This window comes from Parabacteroides sp. PH5-46 (assembly GCF_029892785.1).
In the GTDB taxonomy this organism is placed as follows: domain Bacteria; phylum Bacteroidota; class Bacteroidia; order Bacteroidales; family Tannerellaceae; genus DFXE01.
The window spans coordinates 1-24,836 of the sequence record NZ_JARXXA010000024.1 but is presented as its reverse complement, the minus strand read 5'-3'; the positions used below and the strand labels follow the sequence as shown (position 1 = coordinate 24,836).

General features: G+C 44.2%; 14 protein-coding genes and 1 tRNA gene. 6 read left to right on the top strand and 9 right to left on the bottom strand.

What is annotated here, in order from left to right:
- Positions 1-196: 196 nt before the first annotated feature.
- Positions 197-2,797: a glycoside hydrolase family 3 C-terminal domain-containing protein gene (locus M2470_RS17335; RefSeq protein WP_280746270.1), complete on the bottom strand. Its 2,601-nt coding sequence runs from the start codon at positions 2,795-2,797 to the stop codon at positions 197-199.
- A gap of 84 nt (positions 2,798-2,881) precedes the next feature.
- Positions 2,882-3,508 (bottom strand): NUDIX hydrolase, encoded by a 627-nt coding sequence (locus M2470_RS17330; RefSeq protein ID WP_280746269.1) that lies wholly within the window; start codon positions 3,506-3,508, stop codon positions 2,882-2,884.
- 90 nt (positions 3,509-3,598) lie between these two features.
- Here M2470_RS17330 and M2470_RS17325 point away from each other — a divergent pair, with 90 nt between their 5' ends.
- Together M2470_RS17325 and M2470_RS17320 are read left to right on the top strand one after the other, a co-directional pair.
- On the top strand, positions 3,599-4,300 hold the full coding sequence (locus M2470_RS17325; protein WP_280746268.1) for a hypothetical protein: 702 nt from the start codon (positions 3,599-3,601) through the stop codon (positions 4,298-4,300).
- Positions 4,301-4,765: 465 nt separating this feature from the next.
- A complete protein-coding gene (locus M2470_RS17320; RefSeq protein WP_280746288.1) occupies positions 4,766-6,028 on the top strand; it encodes a DUF1080 domain-containing protein in 1,263 nt (420 codons plus the stop codon).
- A gap of 158 nt (positions 6,029-6,186) precedes the next feature.
- On the opposite strand, the gene M2470_RS17315 is transcribed toward M2470_RS17320, so the two are convergent.
- The 7 genes from M2470_RS17315 to M2470_RS17285 form a co-directional block, all read right to left on the bottom strand.
- Positions 6,187-9,918, bottom strand: coding sequence for a glycoside hydrolase family 2 TIM barrel-domain containing protein (locus tag M2470_RS17315; RefSeq protein ID WP_280746267.1), 3,732 nt, complete (start codon positions 9,916-9,918; stop codon positions 6,187-6,189).
- A gap of 25 nt (positions 9,919-9,943) precedes the next feature.
- Entirely contained in the window at positions 9,944-11,872 is a 1,929-nt protein-coding gene (locus tag M2470_RS17310; protein WP_280746266.1) for a sialate O-acetylesterase, read from the bottom strand.
- A 456-nt stretch (positions 11,873-12,328) separates the two neighbouring features.
- Entirely contained in the window at positions 12,329-12,673 is a 345-nt protein-coding gene (gene rplT, locus M2470_RS17305) for a 50S ribosomal protein L20 (protein ID WP_280746265.1), read from the bottom strand.
- A gap of 103 nt (positions 12,674-12,776) precedes the next feature.
- Positions 12,777-12,974 (bottom strand): 50S ribosomal protein L35, encoded by a 198-nt coding sequence (gene rpmI / locus M2470_RS17300; RefSeq protein ID WP_280746264.1) that lies wholly within the window; start codon positions 12,972-12,974, stop codon positions 12,777-12,779.
- Positions 12,975-13,029: 55 nt separating this feature from the next.
- Positions 13,030-13,668 carry a translation initiation factor IF-3 gene (gene infC, locus M2470_RS17295; protein WP_280746263.1) on the bottom strand — a complete coding sequence of 213 codons (639 nt, stop codon included), beginning with the start codon at positions 13,666-13,668 and terminating at the stop codon, positions 13,030-13,032.
- A 42-nt stretch (positions 13,669-13,710) separates the two neighbouring features.
- Positions 13,711-15,672: a threonine--tRNA ligase gene (gene thrS, locus M2470_RS17290; protein ID WP_280746262.1), complete on the bottom strand. Its 1,962-nt coding sequence runs from the start codon at positions 15,670-15,672 to the stop codon at positions 13,711-13,713.
- A gap of 512 nt (positions 15,673-16,184) precedes the next feature.
- The gene (locus M2470_RS17285; RefSeq protein WP_280746261.1) at positions 16,185-18,602 is read right to left on the bottom strand and encodes an outer membrane beta-barrel family protein; all 2,418 of its coding nucleotides are present in this window, start codon (positions 18,600-18,602) and stop codon (positions 16,185-16,187) included.
- A gap of 122 nt (positions 18,603-18,724) precedes the next feature.
- On the opposite strand from M2470_RS17285, the gene M2470_RS17280 reads away from it, so the two are divergent.
- The 4 genes from M2470_RS17280 to M2470_RS17265 all read left to right on the top strand — a co-directional run bounded on the left by M2470_RS17280 (position 18,725) and on the right by M2470_RS17265 (position 24,779).
- Entirely contained in the window at positions 18,725-21,046 is a 2,322-nt protein-coding gene (locus tag M2470_RS17280; protein ID WP_280746260.1) for a patatin-like phospholipase family protein, read from the top strand.
- A gap of 75 nt (positions 21,047-21,121) precedes the next feature.
- Positions 21,122-21,195, top strand: a tRNA-Arg gene (locus tag M2470_RS17275).
- A gap of 211 nt (positions 21,196-21,406) precedes the next feature.
- A complete protein-coding gene (thiC, locus tag M2470_RS17270) occupies positions 21,407-23,020 on the top strand; it encodes a phosphomethylpyrimidine synthase ThiC (protein WP_280746259.1) in 1,614 nt (537 codons plus the stop codon).
- A gap of 25 nt (positions 23,021-23,045) precedes the next feature.
- On the top strand, positions 23,046-24,779 hold the full coding sequence (locus M2470_RS17265) for an SGNH/GDSL hydrolase family protein (RefSeq protein ID WP_280746258.1): 1,734 nt from the start codon (positions 23,046-23,048) through the stop codon (positions 24,777-24,779).
- Positions 24,780-24,836 lie beyond the last annotated feature (57 nt).

The window sequence follows — 24,836 nt, the reverse complement described above, 5'->3', positions numbered from 1 at the left end:
TTTGTTTGAACCGCAAAGGTACGCATTTTATATTGCAAATGCTTAAGATGCAGCGTATATTTTTAAGAAAAGCCAATGAAAGAAACGCATGCGTACGTTTTTCAAAAAGCATGCATGCGATTCGTAAAACGCATGCATGCAATTTGAAAAACAGATGGCTGCTTTTTTTATATACGATACCTTCGTGTAAAAAACGTTATGGTAACGTAATTTTTTTCTGAATACATTTCTGAGCGGCAAGAGCATCTGGTGAAGGTTGGCCGCCTCCTACGGAGATCAGTACATCACCTTTCATCGGGGTTTTGCCTCCCGAAGGACTGACAAGTGATAGCTCGTCTGCTGTTAGGGCAAACTCTACCGTCTGTGATTCTCCCGCCTTCAGGTGAATCCTTTTAAAACCTTTCAAAGAGCGGATCGGGGTAACGAAGTCTCTTTTGTTGCTGAGGTATAGCTGCACTACTTCGTCACCTTCCCTGTCGCCTGTATTTGTTACTGTAACCTTTACTACCTGTCCTCCGTTCTTCCCCGAAATATCCAGCGAACCGTATTGGAAGGTAGTATAGCTTAGTCCGTAACCAAAGGGATACAGCGCTTTGCCTGTAAAGTATCTGTAGGTACGATTACGCATGCTATAGTCTTCAAAGTCGGGCAGATCATCTACGTTTTTATAAAAGGTAACAGGAAGACGTCCGGCCGGATTGTAATCGCCAAAGATAACATCGGCAATGGCTTGCCCCCCTGCTTGTCCGCTATACCAGGCATTGATGATAGCCGGAAGGTTCTGCGATTCCCATTCAAGTCCGATAGCACTACCGGTCATCAATACAAATACAACCGGTTTGCCTGTAGCATGCAGTGCCGAAAGCATCTCACGCTGAACGGCAGGCAAGGCAATTGAAGTCCGGTCTCCTTTCTTAAATCCTTCAATTTCAACAGGCATTTCTTCACCTTCTATTTTAGCAGAGATACCTCCGGCAAAGATGATGATGTCGGCATCCTTTACCGAATTAGCTACTTCGGCATAGTTTGTAGTCTTTAAGGTTCCGAGATCGAAGGTTATTTCAGCATTATCGGCATGCTGACGATAGTAGATATCGATATTATATTTCTTTCCTTTTTCCGCTTTGAACGGGAAGTAGGAGTAAATCTGGCTGACGCTGTTCTGTTTTACACCATCAATATAGAGCTCAGCCCAATCATCGGCTTTCAGATAGAAGCAAACTTCGCCGCTTTCTTTGGGTGAATAGACCGTAGACCAGTGAGCAGACATCTGGCGGGTGATAATGCCGTTGGCTATATCCTGTCCGTCTCCCCATTGATAGTCTACTTCCTTTTCTCTGCGGGATAAACCGGGAGTTCCTTCTCTATTGGTGTTTTGATAATAATTCGCCTTGAAACCTTGTTTGCCATCATAGCTGAAGACTTTGTCATCGTATCTGGACGTAAAGACAAGATTGTCTGTCAGGTTAACGCCCTTTTCGTATACTACCTGAATATTCTTCCCGACTTTGGACTTGATACCTTCCAGCAAAGTAGTCACTTTCGTAGGATAGCCATAATAGTAGGCCAGTAAAACGCTTTCATCGTTTGCATTAGGACCTACTACAGCAATCTTTTTGATCTTCTTTTTATCTAAAGGCAGTAGCTTGTTCTCATTTTTTAGTAAAACCATAGATTGGCGAGCCACCTTTAAAGCATGTGCTTTGTGCTCATCACATTCCAGAACGGAAACAGGTGTTTTAGCATAGGGGTTACGATCATCTGGGTCGAACATACCTAATTGGAATCTGATTTTGAATAATCTTTTGACGGACAGGTCTATTTCTTCTTCCGTAATCAGTCCTCGTCCTACAGCATCAGCCAAGGCTTTGTAAGCTCCGTTTCCGCATTCGCAATCTGTTCCGTGCAGAACAGCATCGGCAGAGGCTACGGCAGCGTCGGCATGTGTTTTGTGTGTTTGGAAGAAGTCGTAGATAGCCCCACAGTCGGAAGTTACATATCCGTTGAAATTCCACTGATTATACAATATATCCATCATCAGCTCGTCGCTGCCACAGCAAGGCTGTCCGAAGAAAGCATTATAGGCACACATCACTCCGCTTACTTTGGTATCTACTACCAACTCCTTAAATGCCGGGAGGTATGTATCCCACAGGTCGAAGTTACTTACTTTAGCATCGTATGTATGTCTGTTCCATTCCGGGCCACTATGCACTGCATAATGTTTGGCGCAGGCAGACGATTTCAGGTAAACCGGATGGTCTCCTTGTAAACCCTTCACAAAAGACGAACCGATGGCTCCGGTAAGGAAAGGATCTTCCCCGTAGGTTTCCTGTCCGCGTCCCCATCTTGGGTCTCTGAAGATATTGATGTTTGGGCTCCAGTAGGTCAATCCCAGGAAAATACCTGTTTTCCCTTTTCTGGAAGAGTCGTGATAGATTGCCCGTCCTTCGTCCGATGTATAGTCAGCCATTTGATAGATAGATTCTACATCCCAGGTAGCAGCCATACCGATGGCTTGCGGAAAGGAGGTAACAGGGTAGGGGCTACGGGCTACACCATGTAGCGCTTCGTTCCACCAGTTGTAAGCCGGTACCCCTAAACGTTCAATGGCCGGAGCCGTATTAATCATCTGACTGATCTTTTCTTCCAAAGTCATTTGCCCGACCAGGTTATTAACTCTTTCGTCAATAGGCAAATCCGGGTCTAGAAACTTGTGATTGGTCTGAGCGGCAAGCATAAAAGGTAAAGCAAATAGCAGTCCGCAGAATGAGAGTAAAATTAAAAACTTTTTCATCTTGATGTCATTTAGTTAATCTAGTGTTCCATATCTCTTTAATTGTTTCAATATTAGATTACAGGTTATTACAAAAGTATAAAATTAATCTAAATATACGGTGTTTGCATTGGTTTTGTAATACTCAGACATCATCTTTATCTGCTGAGGCAATACGCGTTCCAAAGATAGGGGAGGCAGCTTGTTTATGTCGAAGAAACCTTTGTTAAGGATATCGAACGTTTCGGTAAACTCCCCACCAATTTGTTCACAAAGGATAAAGAACTTATAGATGTAAAACGGAATTGCGGGGTGGGAATGTTTGCTCATATCCATTACTGCCAGCAAACGAACGGGGGTTACATCCAGGCCGGTTTCTTCTTTTACTTCTTTTTGAGCTACCTCTTTCGGAGAATAACCTACATCGCTCCATCCGCCGGGAAGTGCCCAAAGGCCATCTGCTTTTTCTTTAACGAGTAATATTTCGTCTTTCTCGTTAAAAACAACCGCTCGAATATCTACTTTGGGAGTTGCATATTCTTTTAGTGGGATATATAATGCATTAATAGACTCCGGGTCGATCCCGGTGGAAAGGGATACTATTTGATTGCTTATGTCCAGAAGTTCTTCGTAGCGTTCGGTGTCGTACTCGCTCAAGGAATAAGTCAAACCGGTTTGAGAGAGCGCCCGGATACGCTGTGCCAGCAGGATTAATTCTTTGTTTGTTTGCATAAGAAAAAATATTTGTGAAAGAGTAGGGGTTTTCTGTTGTTTCCTTCTCTTATAAATGAGAACGAATAATAGTAACAGATATTTTCAATTATGAACAAATTTATAATCCTTACCTTGTTATTGTGTTCTACTTTGTGCTATGGGCAGACGGATAAATTCTATCGCCATGAGGCGCAGTTTACAAGCGGACTGAATACGCAAGAAGCCTTTGAGATGGAACTAGCCTATTCCTTTTTATTTAATAAATACATAGGAATAACAGTCGGCTTAAATATGATGGATCAGTCTTATCAACGAATGATGTGCTCGGGAGCTGAAGATTATAATCTGTTTCAAAGCCTGCTGTGCGGTTGTGATGATTATGATGACTATCTGTTCTGGGAAAGCCGGAAAGTAGAGTATGCCAGTGCCCTTTTGTTCAGGCCTGCAGTGCGTTTTAGTTATCCTTTACTTAAGGAGTCCGGAGACGATGTCTTATTCTTCAATATGGAAACAGGTCTGTTTATGAGTTTAATACCAAATGAGAGGCTTACGTTTGATAGGGAAGATGGGTATTACGGCAATAGTACAACCGTTAAGAATAGAGGAGGGGAGTGGCTGTTTTATCATCTGAAAAGCTATTTGTCATTAAACCTGGATCGTTTTCTAGTATCCGTAGGATATTCCATTTCCAATTTTGATATATTCGACAGTCGGCGCAATATGGTGGTAGATGGCATAGCTATGCGGGATACATTAAGGGATAAGAAGAATACATCAACTGTATTCTTGGCTGTAGCTTATCGTTTCTGATCCACCCCACAAAGAAGACAGCAATAAACAGATTAATGTTAGTATGTGTGCCAGCTTATTTTACTCACGACTTATTTTGAACAGGACGTGAGCGAAAAAAAAGCAGCCCTTACCTTTTGGCGGCGGGTAAGGGCTGAAAAAAAATATGCTAAAACTAGCAAACAGTAAAAAAGGATAGAAGAAAAATTTTGGTTAAATGTTTTTTCTAATCAACTGTTATATATTTTATGCAAAAAGGTTCTCATCGTTGAATAACGGCTAAAAGTAAATAGAATTGAGCTGTCGGACGTAAAAAAACATTGGACATTTGTTGACATTAGTCAGAACCAAGGCTGGAAAATGCGCTTTTCTTTTCCTTGTCTTTAATGGAGCGTGGAAAATAGACGAAAAAATGATATATTTGGCGCGTAATATCTAAATGTAAAATACAAAATGAGCATGAGAATTGTAGAAGTGAAAAAAAGAATGTGTGGTGCGTTAATTGTATGCGCCATCTTCTTGGGAGGGCTTTCGTCCTGTGAAGGAGGAAAACACAACACGCTGACTCCGGCTGAAGTTGCCGACGGCTGGAAGTTGTTGTTTGACGGAGAAACTATGAATGGCTGGAAGGATTATAACGGGACGACACTGACAGAACCCTGGCACGTGGTAGACGGTTGTATCCAAGCAAAAGGTGAAGGCAGCGATGCCAGCGGCTATATTGTAACAGACAAACAATATGAAAACTTTGAACTGTCGTGGGATTTTAAACTTTCAAAAGGAGGAAATAGTGGTGTATTGTACCATGTGGTAGAGCGTCCGCAGTATACGGTTCCGTATGTAACAGGACCGGAATACCAGCTGCTGGATGATGAAAACTTCCCCGACGAACTGGAAAACTGGCAGAAAATGGGCGTTGACTATGCCATGCACTTGCCCGACCTTGCCAAAATGAAGGTAAACCCTCACGGAAAATGGAATACAGCTAAAATTGTGTTCGACAATGGACATGTAGAACATTGGATGAATGGTGTGAAATTATTGGAGTTTGAAGCCTGGACAGACGACTGGTTTGCCCGTAAAAACAGTGGGAAATGGATGAATGCTCCCGAATACGGCCTGGCAAGAAAAGGTGTGATCTGCCTGCAGGATCATGGGTATCCGGCTTCTTTCCGTAATATAAAGATAAAAGAGCTGCCGCGTAAATCAAAAGAAGTGACCTTGTTTAATGGAGCCGACCTGAAAGGTTGGGAAGCCTACGGCACGGAAAAATGGTATGTAGAAGGCGGTTTGCTGTATTGCGAAAGCGGCCCGGACAAGGAATATGGCTATCTGGCTACACGCGAATACTATGACGATTATGACCTGACGGTAGAGTTTAAACAAGAATCCGATGGTAACTCCGGTGTATTTATCCGTTCTTTTATTGAAGAAGGAGTAAAAGTAAATGGCTGGCAGGTAGAAGTAGCGCCTCCGGGACATGATACCGGCGGTATCTATGAGTCTTACGGACGTGGCTGGCTGATACAAATTCCGGATGAAAAGGAAGATATCCTGAAAATGGGAGAATGGAACACTCTTCGCATTAAAGTATTGGGTGACAATGTTACCACTTGGCTGAACGGCCAGGAAATGGTAGACTTTAAGGATGAAAAGATTGGTGCCGGACAAGGCCGCATCGCTCTTCAGATACATGATGGAGGCGGTATCAAAGTGGCTTGGCGCAACCTGAAACTGACCACTCTGTAACATCTGCCCTTTATTGATAAACGAAAAGCCCTGTCACAATGCTGCGACAGGGCTTTTATTTTTCTTCTTTAAAAACGCATGGCTCCTTTCAAAAAAATGCACCCATGCGTTTTGAAAATTGCATGGGTGCGTTTTTTAAATCGTATGGGTGTGATTTTTCACCTTTTCGTAGGGCTGATTTTCAATGTTCTTTCATATACCTGCGGAAGCACCCGATAGGCATTTAAAATGCTGCGGGCAGTACATCCTACGCCGGAAGTGGCATAGTCTAGATTGAGCGTGATGCCGTCTTGCTCCTGCAACTGATAGGTGTACATCGCCTTCGTAAGGTTTTCGGAAGAGTAGGGGTGGGCATTGAAATTGAATCGTTCGTTCATCTTGAACTGAATACCCTGTCCGTCCTTGTCTGTCATTTTCACCCAACGGTTATCTGTGCGCAAACCGTAGTCTTGCGGGATAAGATAAGGCTCATACATATTGCTTACTGTTGACTGGTAAATATCTACTTTATAGCCTGTTTTGCGATCCGGGTAGTTTTCCTGCGGCCCTCGTCCGTTCCATTCTACCTGCTCCAGGCTTTTGTCTAAAGTAAGGGTCAAGCCGATGCGCGGAAGCCAGAGCGGCATTTTGCCTTCGGGACTTACCTTATGATGGATACTCAGTTCGCCGTCTCCGTCTATTACGTAGGTATAAATATTTTCAAAACCATTGCTTTGCATACCCCAGATGTAAAGATCCTTTTTCTCCATTGTGCTGCTTCCGGTCAGGTAGATGTCGCGTACATTAAGATATACCTTACCGTCTGTTTCAAAGGCTTCAACAGACAGTGGAACGTGTTTAAGCGAATCGATCCCTGCAGAGTAAAATTCAGTTACCACATAGTGTCCGTATCCGGCTTTCCACTTGTCTGATACGGCGTTATAAGAATTCCATTCGTCCAGTTCGTTAGCCAATGGCGCTCTCCATACGTTCAGCATCAGCGGGGCTTTCAGCATTTCTTTATCCCCGTAAAGGATAGACAATAGCAGTCCGCTTTGCCTGTCAAAGGTGTAGCTGAAGCCGTTTCCTGTTACCTTTATCTCTTTAGCCGTCTGATGAAGAACCGCTTTCCGGTTGCTGTGCTGTTTCGCCTCTTCTGCTTTGTGCCAGGGCAAAGCCAACTGATCCCAGGCTACTTCGTGTCCGGCATGCGCCCATAATTCGTCCTCTTTCAGTGACGAGCTTATCATGAGGAGGTACTCTGCACCCGCTACAGCAGCAGACTTTTTGAACGGCACTTGCACAATTTTCTTTGTCAATGGAGGGATGTCCAATGCCAGGTTTCCTTTTTGTATGATTGCTCCGTTTTCGGTAATAAACCACTGAGTATTGTAATGTGAGGCATTCAGGAAATGATTTCTGTTCCAGACTTCTACATATCCTTTTTCTGCATCTACCCATTGTGCAGAGATAGGCTGTACGCTTTTCTTCATTTGCCACATTTCCGGTTGTACACTCCGGTCCGGCCAGATGCTGCCATACGTACGGGCGCCAATCCCGTAGCTATAGAAACGCCCCATGTCCGTTTCCTGTTCAAAGTCAAGCCACAGACGCGCATTGCCGGGCTGTATCTCATTTGGTTTCAATGCTTCGCTAAAGATTCCCACATTGTCAAATTGCGCATCGCAGATATATACGTCTGTTTCCTGTCCGTGTATTTCGGGATTGCGTCCGATATTCACCGGATAGGGCATATTTTTGATTAGCCCGCTTGCTTTGCTTCTGGCTTTCTCTGCGCCATCCAGCCAAATGGAGATATATTCCCCGTCATAAACGGCTGTAAGCTGATGCCAGTTGTATTCCCAGTTTTGCGGTAAAGCTGTTTTTACTTTGTAAGCCTTATCAGTAAAAATGTAGAACTCCAACGAATCTTTGCCTCTTTGCTGCAAACCAAACTGATAGCTACCCTTAGTAATCAGCGAGCCGCAACTGCTGATTAGTTTACGAGGATATATATCGCAGGTTAATGTCAGTTTATCTCCCGTTACTTCTACGTTCGGTGCGCGGTAGACTTCTACCCACTGGTCGTGCCCGTTCAGGTCGAGGACATTTCCTGTTGTTCCCGCTACAAGAGAGGCATTGCCCATCAGATGTACGGGTGTGTTATAAGACGATCTGTCTTGTATGGCGCGGATTCGCTCGGTTACTCCGGTACTGACGAAATCCCAAATGGCACCCCCCATGGTTCGGGGATGCGCGTATATGACGCGCCAGTAGTCGTCCATTCCGCCTCCGCCGTTACCTGCTACGGACAAGTATTCGTCCATGAAAGACGGACGCAGCTCGTCTTCGTCCGGCGAGATACCCACCTGCATTTCCAACTCCATAGGAGTAGGATAGCGGGGGCCGATGATATCTTCTGCCGGGTGTGCAAAGGCGTTTCCTCCGTACATCCAGTAACGGGTTTCGTCATACTTCCGGCCTTCTTTCACTACCTCTGTGATATTGAAACCTTCCCCGCTTTCATTTCCGGCGCTCCAGAACAGGATACACGGGTGGTTTCGGTCTCTTAATACCATTTTACGCACGCGCTCCCGGTACATTTCCGTAAACTCAGGCAAATTGGATACAAATTCGGTGGCATGTGCTTCTACGCCTGCTTCATCAATGACATAGAGGCCATATTCGTCAGCTAGTTCCAGATATCTGTTTACCGGAGGATAGTGTGAAGTTCGTACGGTATTGAAGTTGAATTGTTTCAGTATCTCAAAGTCTTTACGAATGGTTGCTTCGTTCATTACGTGCCCCAGTTCCGGATGCTGCATGTGCGAGTTCTGGGCATTTACTTTCACGGGCAGGCCGTTCAGGTAAAACACGCCGTCCCGTATTTCTGTCTCCTTAAAGCCGATGCGGGTGTCTGCCTGATCAATCAAGTCTCCTGCGGCTGTTAATAGCTGCATGTGAAGCGTGTATAGGTTAGGCGTTTCCGATGTCCACTTCAGCGGCTGGCTGATATGCTTAGACAATTCTACCTGCACTTTCCCCGCTTCGATGGAGAAAGGCTTGCTTTCAAATCCACTTATTATTTCTTCTTTGCTGTCTGTCAACTGAGCTCTTATCAGATAGTCGGAAGCTGGAAAATCCGCGTATTGTTTGATGTCCAGTTTTACTTTTAGCTCGGCATCCGTATAGCTTTCGTCCAGATCGGTGATTACCTGCCAGTCAAACAGCCTGACTGCCGGAGTGGCGTATACCCATACATCGTCAAATATTCCGGCTAGCCGCCAGTAGTCTTGTCCCTCCAGATAATATCCGTCTGAATACTTCAGTACCAGAACAGCTATCTTATTTCTTCCGCTTTTCAGGTATTTTGTAATATTATACTCCGCAGGCTCTTGCCCTCCTTCATTATAGCCTACTTCCTGCCCGTTGACCCAGACGAATGACGCCGAGGCTACTTTCTCAAACCGCAGAAAGACTTGTTCCTCCTTCCAGGAGTCGGGAAGCACAAAGCTTTTCAGGTATGCCCCGCTAGGGTTGTACTCTTTCGGAACATAGGGGGGATTCGCTTTGAACGGAGCATGTACATTGCGGAACAACTTATCTCCGTATCCAAGCATTTCCCAGTTGGAAGGTACGGCAATCGTTTCCCAAGCCCTGTCGTAAAACGATGGTTTGTAAAAGTCCGAAGGAATACCCTCCGGTGTATCACTGTAAAAGAATTGCCACTCACCATTAAGTGATAGGTTCTTTTCAGGGATGAAATAAGCTCTGCCTTCCTCCTGGTTTAGTTCAAAAACGGAGGTATTTTCTATATAATCATAAAGATTATTAAAGAAATTCGGCTGCTGAGCTGATAGTTGTACCGACACAACAGCGAACACAAAAAGTAGTCTTAAAGCGGTTTTCATGTGGATAGATATATTATCAGGTTTGTTATCTTTCCGTAATGCCTTTCCAGTCATCCGTGCGGAAAGGAGAAGACAGAAGCCCGGCACTGTTTACCAGGTTGTTGTCATCCGGGTTGTCTGCCCAGGCATATCGTACGGCAGCCGGATTAGCTACCTTCTCGCTGAAGACAACAACCTTGTTTTCGTCGATATATGCTTTTGCCCATACAAATTTCTTGTCTGCTCCGGCAATGGAGAAACCTTTTACATACCCGTACTTGTTCCCGTCTATTGTAGACAAGCCTGTTCCGGTATTCTTGAAAGTCAGGATAATCTTATTGCCTTCTTTTGACATGGAGTCGTACACCGGCCCCGAGGCAATGAGATCTTTCCCGTAGGCTGTTTTCAAGGCATTGAGAGCCAATCGGTGTCCAACATCTTTTTTGTTTCTGGGATGTATATCGTCTGCATCGCCAATGTCTGTGATAACGGCCTGTCCTGTCTTGGGCAGACTAAGCGTCATATTCTGAGCTTCGCGCAATTCGGCCCATGCGCTTTCTACGGGATTGCTCTGCACTTCCATAAAGTTGGCCAGCTGTACCCAGAAGAAAGGAAACTCATATCCCCACTGCTTGCGCCAGTCGTTGATCATGTTCGGGAATAAGGTTCTGTACTTGTAGGCTTCGCCGGAATTGTTCTCTCCCTGATACCAGATGGCTCCTTTGATGTTGTATCCTACCAGCGGCTTGACCATACCATTATATAATACGGACGCAAAAACATTGGGACTTAATGGCTTGGTTCCGAATTGGGAGGTAACGGCAGAAGGCTTGTACTCCCATTCGCCAGCCAACGGATAAGTGGTTCCGCCTACTTCCAGATATACTTCTTCCGGGCGTCCGAACATTCCTCCGCCTCCGGTATTATCTTTTACCCTTACTACGATTGTGTTTATCCCGCTTTTCAGGATGCCACTCTTTATGGCATAATTACGAGGAGTATTGTATGTCTGTGTCTCTCCCAGGAAGCTTCCGTTTATATATGTCATGTCTTCATCATCAACAGGCCCCAGATTAATAACGCCGGCTTTACCAGCTGCGCTTTCCGGTAATTCAAGAGTAGTTCTGAACCATACGATACCATCATCTTCTCCCAGGATACCATCCCATAGCTTGGGGACATACATTTTCTCCCAACCCTTCGCTTTGGTGTCGGGGGCATACCATTTCTCAGCCAGCCCTTTATCGTTGGCCACTGCCTGGTTGTACTTTTCAAGAAGTTTGGGATCGTATTTGAATGACTGATCCAGTGTTTTTCCTGTGTATTTCTTGTAGTCGTCTGTCTGAACCATTGTTTCCCAACTGGTCCAAGGCTGAATATCTGTTCCGCCCCATGAGGTATTGATCAAGCCAACGGGAATATTCAATTCCGTCTGAAGCTCCTTTCCGAAGTAATAGCCTACAGCTGAGAAGCGACGTGAAGTCTCAGGCTTGCAGACTTCCCAGGTGCCGCTTTCGATGTCGGCAGCCTCCTTCGTTTTGATCGTCTTTTCTACGGTAATAAGGCGGATGTTCGGATTCATGGAACGCTTGATTTCGTCTGCTGCATTCTCCGTATCCTCCAGTGGCCATTCCATATTAGACTGTCCGCTACAAATCCAGACGTCTCCAATCAGTATATCTTTAAAGTCGATACTGTTGGCCTTTCCTGAAATACTCATGTTGTAAGGACCGCCAAATGGCATGCTGTCCATCACAACAGACCAGTTCCCTTTCTTGTCGGCTTGTGTAGTGTATTCTTTGTTGTTAAAACGAACCGTGATTATCTCTCCCTTGTCAGCCGTCCCCCATAGGTTAATCGGCATATCCCGTTGTAACACCATGTGGTCGGAAAAGAACTTTGGAGTGCTGACCTTAGCAGTCAACTGAAACGTAAAAAAGGTAAGAATAATAAGCAAAAGGCTTGTGTTCTTCATGATTGTAAATATTAGTGGTGATAAACTCTTTTTTGCAAAAATAAGAAAAATGCCTAATCTTTTAAACAAAAAAAGAGACCACCTCTAAAAAGAGACGGTCTCTTTGTATATGAAAGAAAGCCGCACTGTAGATATGAACAAACTCCGTATGACAGGATTTGAGTGCTTTGCCACCTTTGTAATCCGCTGTGCGAAGCATCCCCGAAGGGTGCGGCCCGCCATTGGTGACAAGAGCTTTGTCTCGGAATTGTATTTTACTGATGAGTTTCCCAATCGAACAAGTGCGGCTTAACTCATCACCTATCTTTATAACACAAATATATATAGAAGGTTTAGAATTTCCAAATAAATAGGCATGAAAATTCCTCTTTTTTTGCCCATTTCATCGCTATTATAAACAAATAGAGACAAGGGATCCCCTTGTCTCTATCATGTATTTCGCAGCTATAATAGCTTTTACTTTACTTTGTCTACAATTGCTTTGAAAGCTTCCGGATGATTCATCGCTAAATCGGCCAACACTTTACGGTTGATTTCGATACCTTTAGCGTGTAAAGCACCCATCAGGCGGGAGTAAGACATACCTTCCAGACGTGCAGCAGCATTGATACGCTGTATCCACAATGCGCGGAAGTTACGTTTTTTGTTACGACGGTCGCGAAATGCATACGTCAAACCTTTTTCCCATGTGTTTTTTGCAACTGTCCACACGTTTTTACGAGCGCCATAATATCCTCTCGTAAGTTTTAAAATCCGTTTTCTTTTTGCTCTTGAAGCAACATGATTAACTGACCTTGGCATAATCTAATCTGTTTTTGAATGTTAGCGCCATCTCTACAGGATGATCTTTTTTGCTAAATACATTCGGTTAATAAAAATCGTTGTAAAACTCGAAATAAAAAGGTTACTTCAAACAAAGAAGTTCTTTCACACTGTTTTCGTTTGATGCATGCACCAAGCCAATGTGCGTAAGATTCCTTTTCTGCTTTTTAGTCTTCTTTGTAAGAATGTGACTTTTATAAGCGTGTTTTCTCTTGATTTTACCTGTTCCGGTAAGGGCGAACCTCTTTTTGGCACCGGAATTAGTCTTCATCTTAGGCATTTTCCAATTCTGTTTTTAATTATTAAACTTATATATTTCCCGTTGCCGGGTATTTTTATTCTTCTTTCTTTTCTTCAGCTTTTGCTTCTTCAGTCTTGGGTTTCAGTGTGATTACTTTCTTCACCTGTGGCTGTGGCTGCTGTGCTTGTGGCTGAGGTTTGGCTTGTGCTCCGCTTTTTTTAGGCGAAAGCATAATCGTCATTCGTTTACCTTCTAATACAGGCATTTGTTCAACTTTACCGTAATCTTCCAAATCGTTGGCAAATCGAAGTAATAATACTTCTCCCTGTTCTTTAAACAAGATCGAACGCCCCTTGAAGAACACATAAGCCTTCACTTTTGAACCATCTTCCAAGAAGCCTTTCGCATGCTTTAGCTTGAAATTGTAATCATGGTCATCCGTTTGCGGACCGAAACGAATCTCCTTAACGATTACTTTCACAGACTTGGCTTTCTGCTCTTTCTGATGCTTTTTCTGCTGGTAAAGAAGTTTCTTATAGTCGATTATTCGACAAACGGGGGGGGCAGCATTTGGTGAAATCTCAACCAGATCAAGTCCTTGTTCTTCTGCAAATTTAAGTGCCTGTGCAAGTGGATAAACACCCTGTTCAATATTGTCACCTACCAATCGAACTTCACGGGCGCGGATGCGCTCATTGATCCGGTACTGATCTTTCAGATTGTCATTCTTCATTCAAAAATGTTTATTCTCCTCGTTATTAATAGTTTAAAATTATTATTTTCCTCTATTCTTTTGCCAGCGATTCATCATTTCTTCGACTTCATCGTTTAAAAGCGCTGCAAATGTAGTAATTTTCATCGAACCTTTATCACCTTCGCCCTGTTTTCTTACCGAAACTTCATTATTTTCAGCTTCTTTCTCTCCAACGATCAGCATATAAGGGATACGTTTCAGTTCGTTGTCACGTATTTTACGGCCTACTTTTTCGTTACGATCATCTACCACTACGCGTATATCCTGGTCTTCCAGCATTTGGGCTACTTCCCAGGCGTAGTCATTGTATTTTTCACTTACCGGCAATACGGCCACTTGATCAGGAGTAAGCCACATCGGGAATTTACCTCCGGTATGCTCAATCAGCACAGCAACAAATCGTTCCATAGAACCAAACGGTGCGCGGTGTATCATCACCGGACGGTGCTTTTTGTTGTCTTCACCGGTATATTCCAGCTCAAAACGTTCCGGCAGGCTGTAGTCTACCTGGATGGTTCCCAACTGCCAGCGACGTCCGATGGCATCTTTCACCATAAAGTCTAGCTTCGGACCGTAGAAAGCGGCTTCTCCCAGCTCAACTTTCGCTTTTAATCCGGCTTCCTGACAGGCTTCGATGATGGCTGTTTCCGCTTTCACCCAGTTTTCTTCCGAACCGATGTATTTTTCTTTGTTTTCCGGGTCGCGCAAGGATATCTGTGCTTCAAAATTCTCAAAGTCAAGTGCTTTGAAGATAATAAAGATAATATCCATTACTTTCAGAAACTCTTCTTTCAACTGATCCGGACGGCAGAACAAGTGAGCATCATCCTGCGTAAACCCACGTACACGAGTTAAACCATGTAACTCCCCACTTTGTTCATAACGATACACTGTTCCAAATTCGGCAAAGCGGATTGGCAGGTCTTTGTATGAGCGCGGAATGAGTTTGAATATCTCGCAATGATGCGGACAGTTCATCGGTTTAAGCAGGAATTCTTCTCCTTCTTGCGGTGTATGGATGGGCTGGAAAGAATCCTTTCCATATTTTTCGTAGTGCCCCGATGTTACATATAATTGTTTACCACCGATATGAGGAGTCATAACCTGTTGATAGCCATATTTCTTCTGAATACGCTTCAGGAAATCTTCCAGGCGCAGACGTAATTGCGTTCCGCGTGGCAACCATAAAGGCAAGCCTGCTCCTACATTTTGTGAGAAAGCAAACAGTTCAAGCTCTTTACCGATCTTCCGGTGGTCGCGTTTTTTCGCCTCTTCAAGAAACGCCAGGTATTCATCCAACATTTTCTTTTTCGGGAACGTAATACCGTACAGACGTACCAGCTGTTTACGCTTTTCGTCGCCACGCCAGTAGGCTCCAGCTACGCTTAATATTTTTACGGCTTTTATATAAGACGTATTTGGCAGGTGAGGTCCACGGCAAAGGTCCGTGAAGTTACCTTGTGTATAAGTCGTGATGGTGCCGTCTGCCAATTCGCTGATCAGCTCGGTTTTATATACTTCGCCCCGGTCTCCAAACATCTTTACGGCATCGTCTTTGGCAATGCTCTGACGTTTGATTTCTTCCTTGCGGGCAATCAGTTCCATCATTTTAGCCTCGATGGCCGGGAAGTCACTTTCCTTGATCGTTTGTCCTTCTCCCGGATCCACATCATAGTAGAACCCGTTCTCAATAGCAGGCCCGATGCCGAACTTAATGCCCGGATACAACTCCTGCAAAGCTTCAGCCATCAAGTGAGCACTGGAGTGCCAGTAAGCATGCTTACCTTCGTCATCATCCCATTTTAGCAGTTTAACGCTTGCATCCTGCGAGATAGGGCGCGACAAGTCCCATGTTTCGCCATTCACATCAGCCGCCAAAACATCCTGCGCTAGTCGTGAACTAATACTTTCAGCAATCTCCAAAGCCGTTACTCCTTCCGGATATTCTCTAACAGAACCATCAGGGAATGTAATCTTTATCATAATCTTATACACTAAAATTCAAAAATTCCAAATAAGGTGCAAATTTACGATTCTTTTCTGAAAAAATGCATCCAATGGACAAATAACTTTGCCACAAATATGATATAAGTTTTTATAAAACAGGTTTACTCTGCAATGTATTGTTTCAAAATCGCCAGATGCTTTAAATCAAACATATAGTATTTTTTTATTTAATACTTTTTTAGTTTACCAAACCGGTATATCTATAAAATACTAATGCGAAAATAGTGAAATTGCTGAATAGCAAGCTGTTTTCTACCGTTCTTTTTTCAACACCCTGCCTGCTCTTATGGGCTATGCTTTGTTCAAAAATAATTTAGAGGTACCTCTAAACTGATTTACACCTACCTCTAAATAAATTTACACGTACCTGTAATCTGATTTACACGTACGTCTAAATTATTTTTAAGGTACCTTTTATTTTTTCTTTTGCGCAAAATGCCGAAAAAGCAACAGAGGGTTTGATGAATCATACTATGTGTTTTAAGTATTTAATGGTTGGTTCCTTCAAACAGGTCGTGCGTTTCCCGGCCTTGGCTGGATGAGGCTTTGAAGTTGTTGAAGGTGTAGCTTAGCGTGAGCATGATCAGTGGGTACTTGGGGCGTATCTTTGTGTACGACTGCAAGACGGAAGTGTTGATCCGGCTGTTGTATCGGGCGGAGTTGAACATGTCGCGGAAGGAGAGCGTTGCGTTGAGTTTGCGCTTGAACAGTTGCTGCCGGATGGCTAAGTTGGCATACCAGAAGGCGTCGGTTCGTCCCTGGGTGGTGACGGACGGGCCTACGAAGTTGCCGTCTAGCTGGATGCGGGTGTATTTCCCGGCGTCGAAGCCATTGTTGAAGGCTATTTCGTAATTGGTGCTCGTTTCGTTACTGTTGCCCAACTTATACTCATTCTTTACTTTATAGTGATAGAGGCTTCCGTTTATGTTTACGTTCCACCAGCGGATGGGTTGCACTTGTACGCTAAGTTCCAGACCGGTAGAGTAGTCATGGCCTACATTAGCCATGGAGTCGAGGGTTACTCCTGCCTCGTATGGTACGCGCAGGCGTTCGATTTTGTCTTTGCGGTTGCGGTGAAAGAAGGTGGCCGAAATGGCGTGTATATCAATGTTTTTCTTATAATTCAGTTCGTATGAATTGATGTATTCGGGGCGGATGTCGGGGTTGCCTATCTCGGCCGAATAGTAGTCGCGATAGGTGATATAAGGCTCCATGTAGAACAGCTGCGGACGGGTAGTACGGCGGGAGAAGGAGGCCGTAACCGTGTGTTCTTTCGGGAAGTTATATCCTATATGTGCGGAAGGGAAAAACTCGAAACGGTTGACCGTCCGGTTAGCCCACTCCTTGGAACTGCGCAGCACGCGATGGGTATGCTCGGCACGAACTCCCACCTGGAAGTCGAAAGAGCGGTAGCTGTCTGCCAGAATACCGTAGAAGGAGTTGATCCCGCGCTGGAAGTAGAAGGTGTTGTATATATCGTTCCGCCAATAGAATTCGCGTTTTCCCGGATTCCAGAATTCCATGCTGTAGTCGCCGTCTTCAAGGTATGAGAAGTATTGGTATCCGGCTTCCAGGCGTCCGGTTTCGCGATAGGGGTAGAGGTAGTCTAGGTTGGCACGGATGGTCCAGCGATGCTCGTCTTCGTAGGCGCGATGCCCTTGTTGGCGTTGCCCTTTGTCGTCTATCAGGTCGCTTGAGAAATACTCCAGCGCATCGCCTCCGTATTTAGCATAGAAACTGCCCGTTAGATTATGTCCTTTGTTGTCGAATTTGTGGGCAAAACCAACGGTTCCGTGAAGATAGGTTTCGTCTATCTCGTATCGGTCGTGGCTGAGGTAATCGCCTTGTTCAAAGACGCTACCGTTTGCTTTACGTTCTTCCGTATAGTCGAGGTTACCGTTTCGGGTGGTACCTCCGTAGCCGCCTTCTACATCCAGGTTGAATGTCGTCTGGGTTAATGTATAAAGCCATCCGGCTTTCAGCGAGTAATTGAAGCCTCGGCTTCGGCGTGGGCCATCGGAGTGGGAGGTGGTGGCTGTATCGGCTACAATAGTCTTCTTTTCCTGATTGAAATCACTCTTCCTGACGCGTTCGGTATAGGCGCCTCCTACATACCAGCGGGATTTGAGGTTTTGCTGTGTAAGCAGAAAGTCCAGGGCGCGCGAGTAAACGGTGCTTCCGCTGATATTAACCATTCCGCTAAGCCCTTGTTGCGAGTGTTTTTTTGTGATAATATTGATAATACCTACATCTCCCTCCGTATCGTGCCGGGCAGAAGGGGTAGTGATAAGCTCTATGTTTTCGATATGCCCGGAAGGGATTTGCTCCAGGGCCTGGGTGCCGGAGAAAACACTTGGTTTGCCGTCTACATATACCGCGAAACCGCTGCTGCCACGAAAGCTGACATTCCCTTCTGCATCTACGCGGATGGAAGGGGTATTCTCCAATATATCTACTGCTGAGCCTCCGTTTGCCAGTAGATTGCTGGAGGCTTCTATCACTTTTTTGTCGAGTTTATAGATGATTTGCTTTTTTTGCGCCACAATTTCAACTTCGGCCAAGCCTACTTCGAGGGCTTTCATTTCAATTGTCCCTAAGTTAAGAAGAGGGGTTGAACTATTCAGAACCAGATTGCTGCGAGAGTAAATATCGAAGCCTACCAACTTAATTAATAAAGTATATTCGCCATCATTAATGCCTGAGATAGAAAAACTTCCATCGGTTTCGGGCAAGGTGTGCGAAACAGGCGATTCGTTTCCGTTTACAAACAAAAGAATGTCTGCAAAATCAATCGGTTTTTTACTGCCGGCTTCAACTAATATCCCTTTAATCCGTGGGGTGGGGGCGGCTGTCAACAAAGGAACAATACAAAATAAGGTCAAGATAAGAATAAAACACTTTTTCATTTCAACTAAAAATGGATTAGAATTAAGAGGCGTAAAGATAAAACAATTAATAAAAGAAACTGGTTTTCTTTGTAGGTTATTGAGAAATATACTTTATTTTTGATATTTGAAAACGATTATTTATGAAGAAGATTGCGCTTTATACGATCCTCTTTATACTGGCTCTTCCGAATATTTATGCTCAAAGAGTCGGATTAGTGTTGAGCGGCGGGGGAGCCAAGGGTGCTACTCACATAGGGGTTATTAAGGCATTAGAAGAGAATAATATACCTATCGATTACGTTAGCGGTACTTCTATCGGGGCGATCATCGGTAGCCTGTATGCTATGGGCTATTCGCCCGACGAAATGCTGGAGCTATTGCTTTCCGACGAGTTTGGCTATTGGCAGACAGGAATGGTGGAAGATGAATACATTTACTACTTCAAAAAGCCGGATCCTACCCCCGAACTTATTCACTTTTCGATAGAGATGAGTGATTCTTTCCGAGTGAAAACGAACCTGTTGCCACAGAGTTTGATCAACCCGATACAGATGAATCAGGCCTTTATGGGCTTGTTTGCCCAGGCTACGGCCAAGGCGGGGTGGAATTTCGACAATTTGTTTGTCCCTTTCCGCTGTATAGGCTCCGACATCTATAATAAAAAGCCGATTATTTTCAAGAATGGCGACCTGGGGGATGCTGTAAGGGCTTCCATGTCGTTCCCCTTTGTTTTCAAGCCGATATGGAAAGATAGTGTGCCGATATTCGACGGAGGAATCTATGATAATTTCCCGGTAAATACGATGAAAGAATCGTTTCACCCGGACTTTATTTTCGGTTGTGCCGTAGCCGGAACACAAAGCGCCAAACCTTCCGAGAATATCTACAACCAGCTGGAAACTATGATTATGCAGAAAACGGAATACGACATTCCGGAAGAAGAAGGTATGATGCTGAAATTTAGTTTCCCGAACGTATCATTGCTAGACTTTCATCGTGGCAAAGAGTTGATGGATATTGGCTATAACAAGACAATGGAACTGATAGACTCCATCAAAGGGAGAGTGCCACGCGAAACGCCGCTGGAAGAGGTGACCACTCGAAGGCAAAGCTACAGGGATGCTCTGCCGCCGCTTATTTTCCAGAACATTTATATTACCGGAGTAAATGAAGCACAAAAGGCGTATATCGAAACACAACTACATCGTGATATCAACAAGGAGTTTACGATGGATGACTTCAAACGTGCTTATTTCAAGATGCTTACTTACTCCAAGATAAAGGAGATTATCCCCCATGCCGTGTATAACCGGAAGGAAAAAAAGTTCGACCTCTACCTGGATGTAACCATCAAGGATGAGCTGGCGGTAGGCTTTGGAGGGAATATCTCTTCCCATCAGGCCAACCAACTATTCCTGGGGATAGGATATCAGAATATCTCCAAATTTGCCAGTGACCTGAATGCGAACTTTCAGATGGGTAACTCGTTTGACGGGGTATCACTGAGCAGCCGTTTTTACCTGCAAACAAGAATCCCTACGTATATAGATGTTCATGGCGTATTCTCGTATAAGAAATACTCCGAGAGCCAGTCGCTTTTCTACGAAGATATAGTGCCTTCTATTATCAAGCAAAAGGAACTGTATCTGAATCTTACCTTCGGTTTCCCGTTCCTGAACAAGGCGAAGTCCGAGATTGCTTTTTCGTACGGAACATTGAATGATTTTTATCTTCAGACCTCCGGCTTTTCGCTTCAGAACGCCTCTTTCGATCATAGCCGCTACAATGTGTTCAGCGGTTCACTGAATATTCAGCGAAACTCCCTGGATTATAAGCAGTACCCTACAAGCGGGCGGAAGCAATTCCTGACGGCTATCTATGCCACGGGAACGGAGGATTACGACCCGGCTCCTACATCTTACCAGAAGTATGCAGGCAAGCGGACGCATAGCTGGCTGCAGGTAAAAGGGCATTGGCAGCATTACCACGTGGTGAATTCAGCTTTTAATGTAGGCTTTTTAACAGAGTTGGTTGTTTCCAGCAAGAACCTGATGAATAACTATACTTCGTCTATATTGCAGGCTCCCGCCTTTACGCCTACGCCTCACAGCGAAATAGTCTTCAACGAAGCCTTTCGGGCCAACCAATATGCGGCAGGCGGGATATCCCCCATCCTGAAGCTAAACCGGCTCCTTCATCTACGTGCTGATTTGTACTGCTTTGTACCTTTCTACGAGATAAAGAAAGACGTCACCTACATGGAAACCAATCAATATGTAGACCTGCCTTATTATGGCAAGTTTATGCACAACTTTGAATATATGGGTGAAGCAGCACTGGTGGTTCAGTTGCCCTTTGCTTCTATCAGCGTGTATGCCAACGGATACAGCTATCCCAGGAAGAATTTCAACTTTGGCTTGAATATTGGATATCTGCTGTTTAACCCAAAAATGCTGGATTAAATAGCAAAAAACAGTAAAAAGGTTTGTGATTTTCAAAGAATGTGCTACCTTTGCACTCGCAATCAAGCAACAAATGGCCGCGTAGCTCAACTGAATAGAGTAGCTGACTACGGATCAGCCGGTTACAGGTTTGAATCCTGTCGCGGTCACGCTTAAAAGAAAGGCATAGCTAAGTATCAATTAGTTATGTCTTTCTTTTTTTAGGATACATCCTGATTTTTCCCGCCCGCATCCCATAATTTTTAAGTGGTGAGCTATTTATTTTTGCTCACGTCCTGCGCTTAATTCTTAAATTTAACAATTTTCATTGATTTTCATCTGCTAATCTTTTTACCTTTGTTTTTTATTCATTCTAGAATTATGTCTGAAAAGAAAAAGGTACGTATTGACTATCCGTCTTCCGAAAAAGTGTATATACCGGGAGAGATCAACAAGATAAAGGTAGCTATGCGTAGGATAATGCAAAGTAGTTCTGTTAATATAGACAGTAAAGGGGTAAAGAGCCGGAAAGAAAATAATCCGGTTATTGTATATGATACGAGTGGACCTTATTCGGATCCGGCAATCCAGCTTAACATAGAGAAAGGTATTCCCCGTATTCGTGAAGAATGGGGAACGCGGCGGAAAGATCTTGTTAGAATGGATGCCTTTTCGCCGGCTACTGAAAAGGGTAGGGGAGAAGGGGGAGCTTCTTCGGCAAACCGGTTTCCGTTAGTGTATTTGCCAAGCCGGGTGAAAGAAGGGAAATGTCTTACTCAGATGTTTTACGCCAAACGGCGGATTATTACCCCTGAGATGGAATATGTGGCGATCCGTGAAAATCAACAGATCGAAGATTTAGGCCTGAAGTCTTATATTACCCCCGACTTTGTCCGTAAGGAAGTGGCTGCCGGGCGGGCGGTTATTCCGGCCAACATTAATCACCCCGAGGCTGAACCGATGATCATTGGCGACAAATTCCTGGTGAAAGTGAACGCGAATGTTATCAGCGACTCTGCTTCTCAGGATATGAATGCAGATTTGGAAAAAGTGATATTAAGTTGCAAATGGGGGACTGACACGCTTATGGATCTGTCTACAAAAGGGGATATTCATGGGCGGAGGGAATGGCTTATTCGTAACTGTCCGGTTCCGCTGGGAACGGTTCCTTTGTATCAGGCATTGGCAAAAGCAGGTGGAAAGATAGAAAACCTTTGTTGGGAAATCTATCGTGATACATTGATAGAACAAGCAGAGCAGGGGATCGACTTCTTCACCATCCATGCCGCCATGCGCAAAGAACATGCCGATATGACGTTTACGCGCCTTTCCGGTATCGTCTCTCATGGAGGTCTGCTTATTAACGAATGGATGAAGGTACATAAAGAAGAAAACTTCCTGTATACCCACTTTGCCGAAATATGTGAGATCGTAAAGACGTATGACGTAACACTTTCTATAGGCAGCGGATTGCGCCCGGGTTCAATCTATGATGCCAATGATCCGGTGCAAATGGCGGAATTGTCTGTAATGGGCAAACTTACAAGAGTTGCCTGGACACATTTTGTACAAGTAATGGCCGAAGGTTCCGGACATCTTCCGATGAATAAGATTCACAGCAATGTAAAAGAACAACGTTATGCCTGCCAGGGAGCACCCTATTATACCAATGGGCCGATCGTAGGCGATATTGCTTTGGGCTATAGTCATATAACATCCGCTATCGGCTCAGCATTGAGCGCCTGGCACGGAACATCTATGATCTGCAGTATGGCCTCAAAAGAAGGACCCGGAAGACAAAAAAGGGAGGATATACGCGATCATATAATCGCTTGCAAAATTGCAGCTCATGCAGCTGACCTGGCAAAAAACCATCCCGGTGCGCAAGTGCGAGACAATGCATTAAATAAAGCATACGTTGAATCTCGCAGAAAAGACGTCTTGAATTTATCTCTCGACCCTGAACGGGCGGCTAAATACGTGCAAAATCAGTAAACCCTATTATACTCTACTTATATTTATGAAAAGAATAAATTTACTTCTCCTGTTTTGTTGTATTACCTTATCATTAGCAGCACAATGGAAGTGGAACGATCCTCTGCAAGCTTCCTTCCCTGTGATACAAAACCAGGGCTGGACAACCGAGATCGGGAAGACATATACACGTCTGCCTGAAAGTGCAAAAAGGAAAGTACCTGAAGCAGTTTGGAATTTATCCCGTCACTCATCCGGATTGGCGATACATTTTTACACAAATGCTCCGGAGATTAAAATTCGCTATGCTGTGACCGGTTCCTTAGCCATGTCGCATATGCCGGCAACCAGCGTTTCCGGTTTAGACCTTTATAGTATAAATAGTGACGGAGAGTGGAATTTCTGTTCTGGCGATTTTGTATTTGGAGATACAATCGTTTATCATTACAACCGGATAAAGAAGGATAAATACCACAATTACGGATACGAATATCGCCTCTACCTTCCGCTTTATAATGGCGTGAAGTGGATGGAGATAGGAACGCCGGATCAAGCCTCCTTTGAATTTATACCGGTGTCGGCAGAGAAACCTGTTGTGCTATATGGAACGTCTATTGTGCAGGGAGCTTGTGCCAGTCGTCCGGCAATGGCCTGGAGTTCGATTCTTGAGCGCTCGTTGGGATACCCCTTGATTAATATGGGGTTTTCAGGCAATACCAAGATGGAGAAGGAGGTGATAGATTATCTTACGGGGATTGATGCTCGCCTTTATGTCTTGGATTGTATACCGAATATGTTTGAGTATGAAGGAAAAGAAATAGCTAAACGTATAGTAGAGGCAGTCCGACAAATACGTGAAAAATCCAAAGCTCCGGTCTTATTAATTGAACATGCCGGAAATAGTAATGCTCAGACAGATACGATGCGCTATTCATCAGTAGCTAATGCAAACGAAGCCTCTCTTTATGCATATAGATTGCTGCAGTCTGAAGGGGTAGGGGATATTCATTATCTGTTTAGTGATGAGCTGAACATACCTGCTGATGGTTGGCTTGATTATGTTCACCTGAATGATTTAGGTATGCAAGCTCAAGCTCTGGCAGTTGAACAGAATATCCGCAAAATTCTAAAGATACCGGAAGGAGATGGCACAACAATGAAACCAGTAACCCAACGTCGAGAACCTCATAACTATGAATGGAGAAAAAGACATCAGGAAGTCCTGTCACTAAACAAAAGTAACCCTTCGACAGCTGTTATCATGGGGAATTCCATTACTCACTTTTGGGGAGGCGAACCCCTGGGCCCCCGCCAAGATGGTGCCGAAAGCTGGAATACTTATATGAAACCTTTAGGATTTCGCAACCTAGGCTATGGATGGGATCGAATAGAAAATGTCCTTTGGCGTGTTTATCACGACGAACTAGACGGCTTTGATGCTGAAAGAATCATACTAATGATAGGAACAAACAACTGGGGATTAAGCAGTGATGATCAAATAGTGGACGGCCTGAACTTCCTATTAAAAGCCATACGTGAACGTCAACCAAAAGCATCAATAAAAGTAATAGGAATCCTCCCACGCCGCAATCTTGAACAATGGGTAAACTCAATCAATCAACGCATAGAAGAGATGGTCATAAAAGAAGGCTTCAAATTCCAAAATGCCGGCAATGTTTTGTTAGACGCAAATGGAAAAATAGACGAGTCTTTATTCAGCGATGGCCTACATCCCAACGAAAAGGGTTATGAATTACTCAGCTTCTTTATCATAGAATAATCTATAGGAAAAGCTAAACAAAAAAAGAGACTGATTCTAAAAGAATCAGTCTCTTTA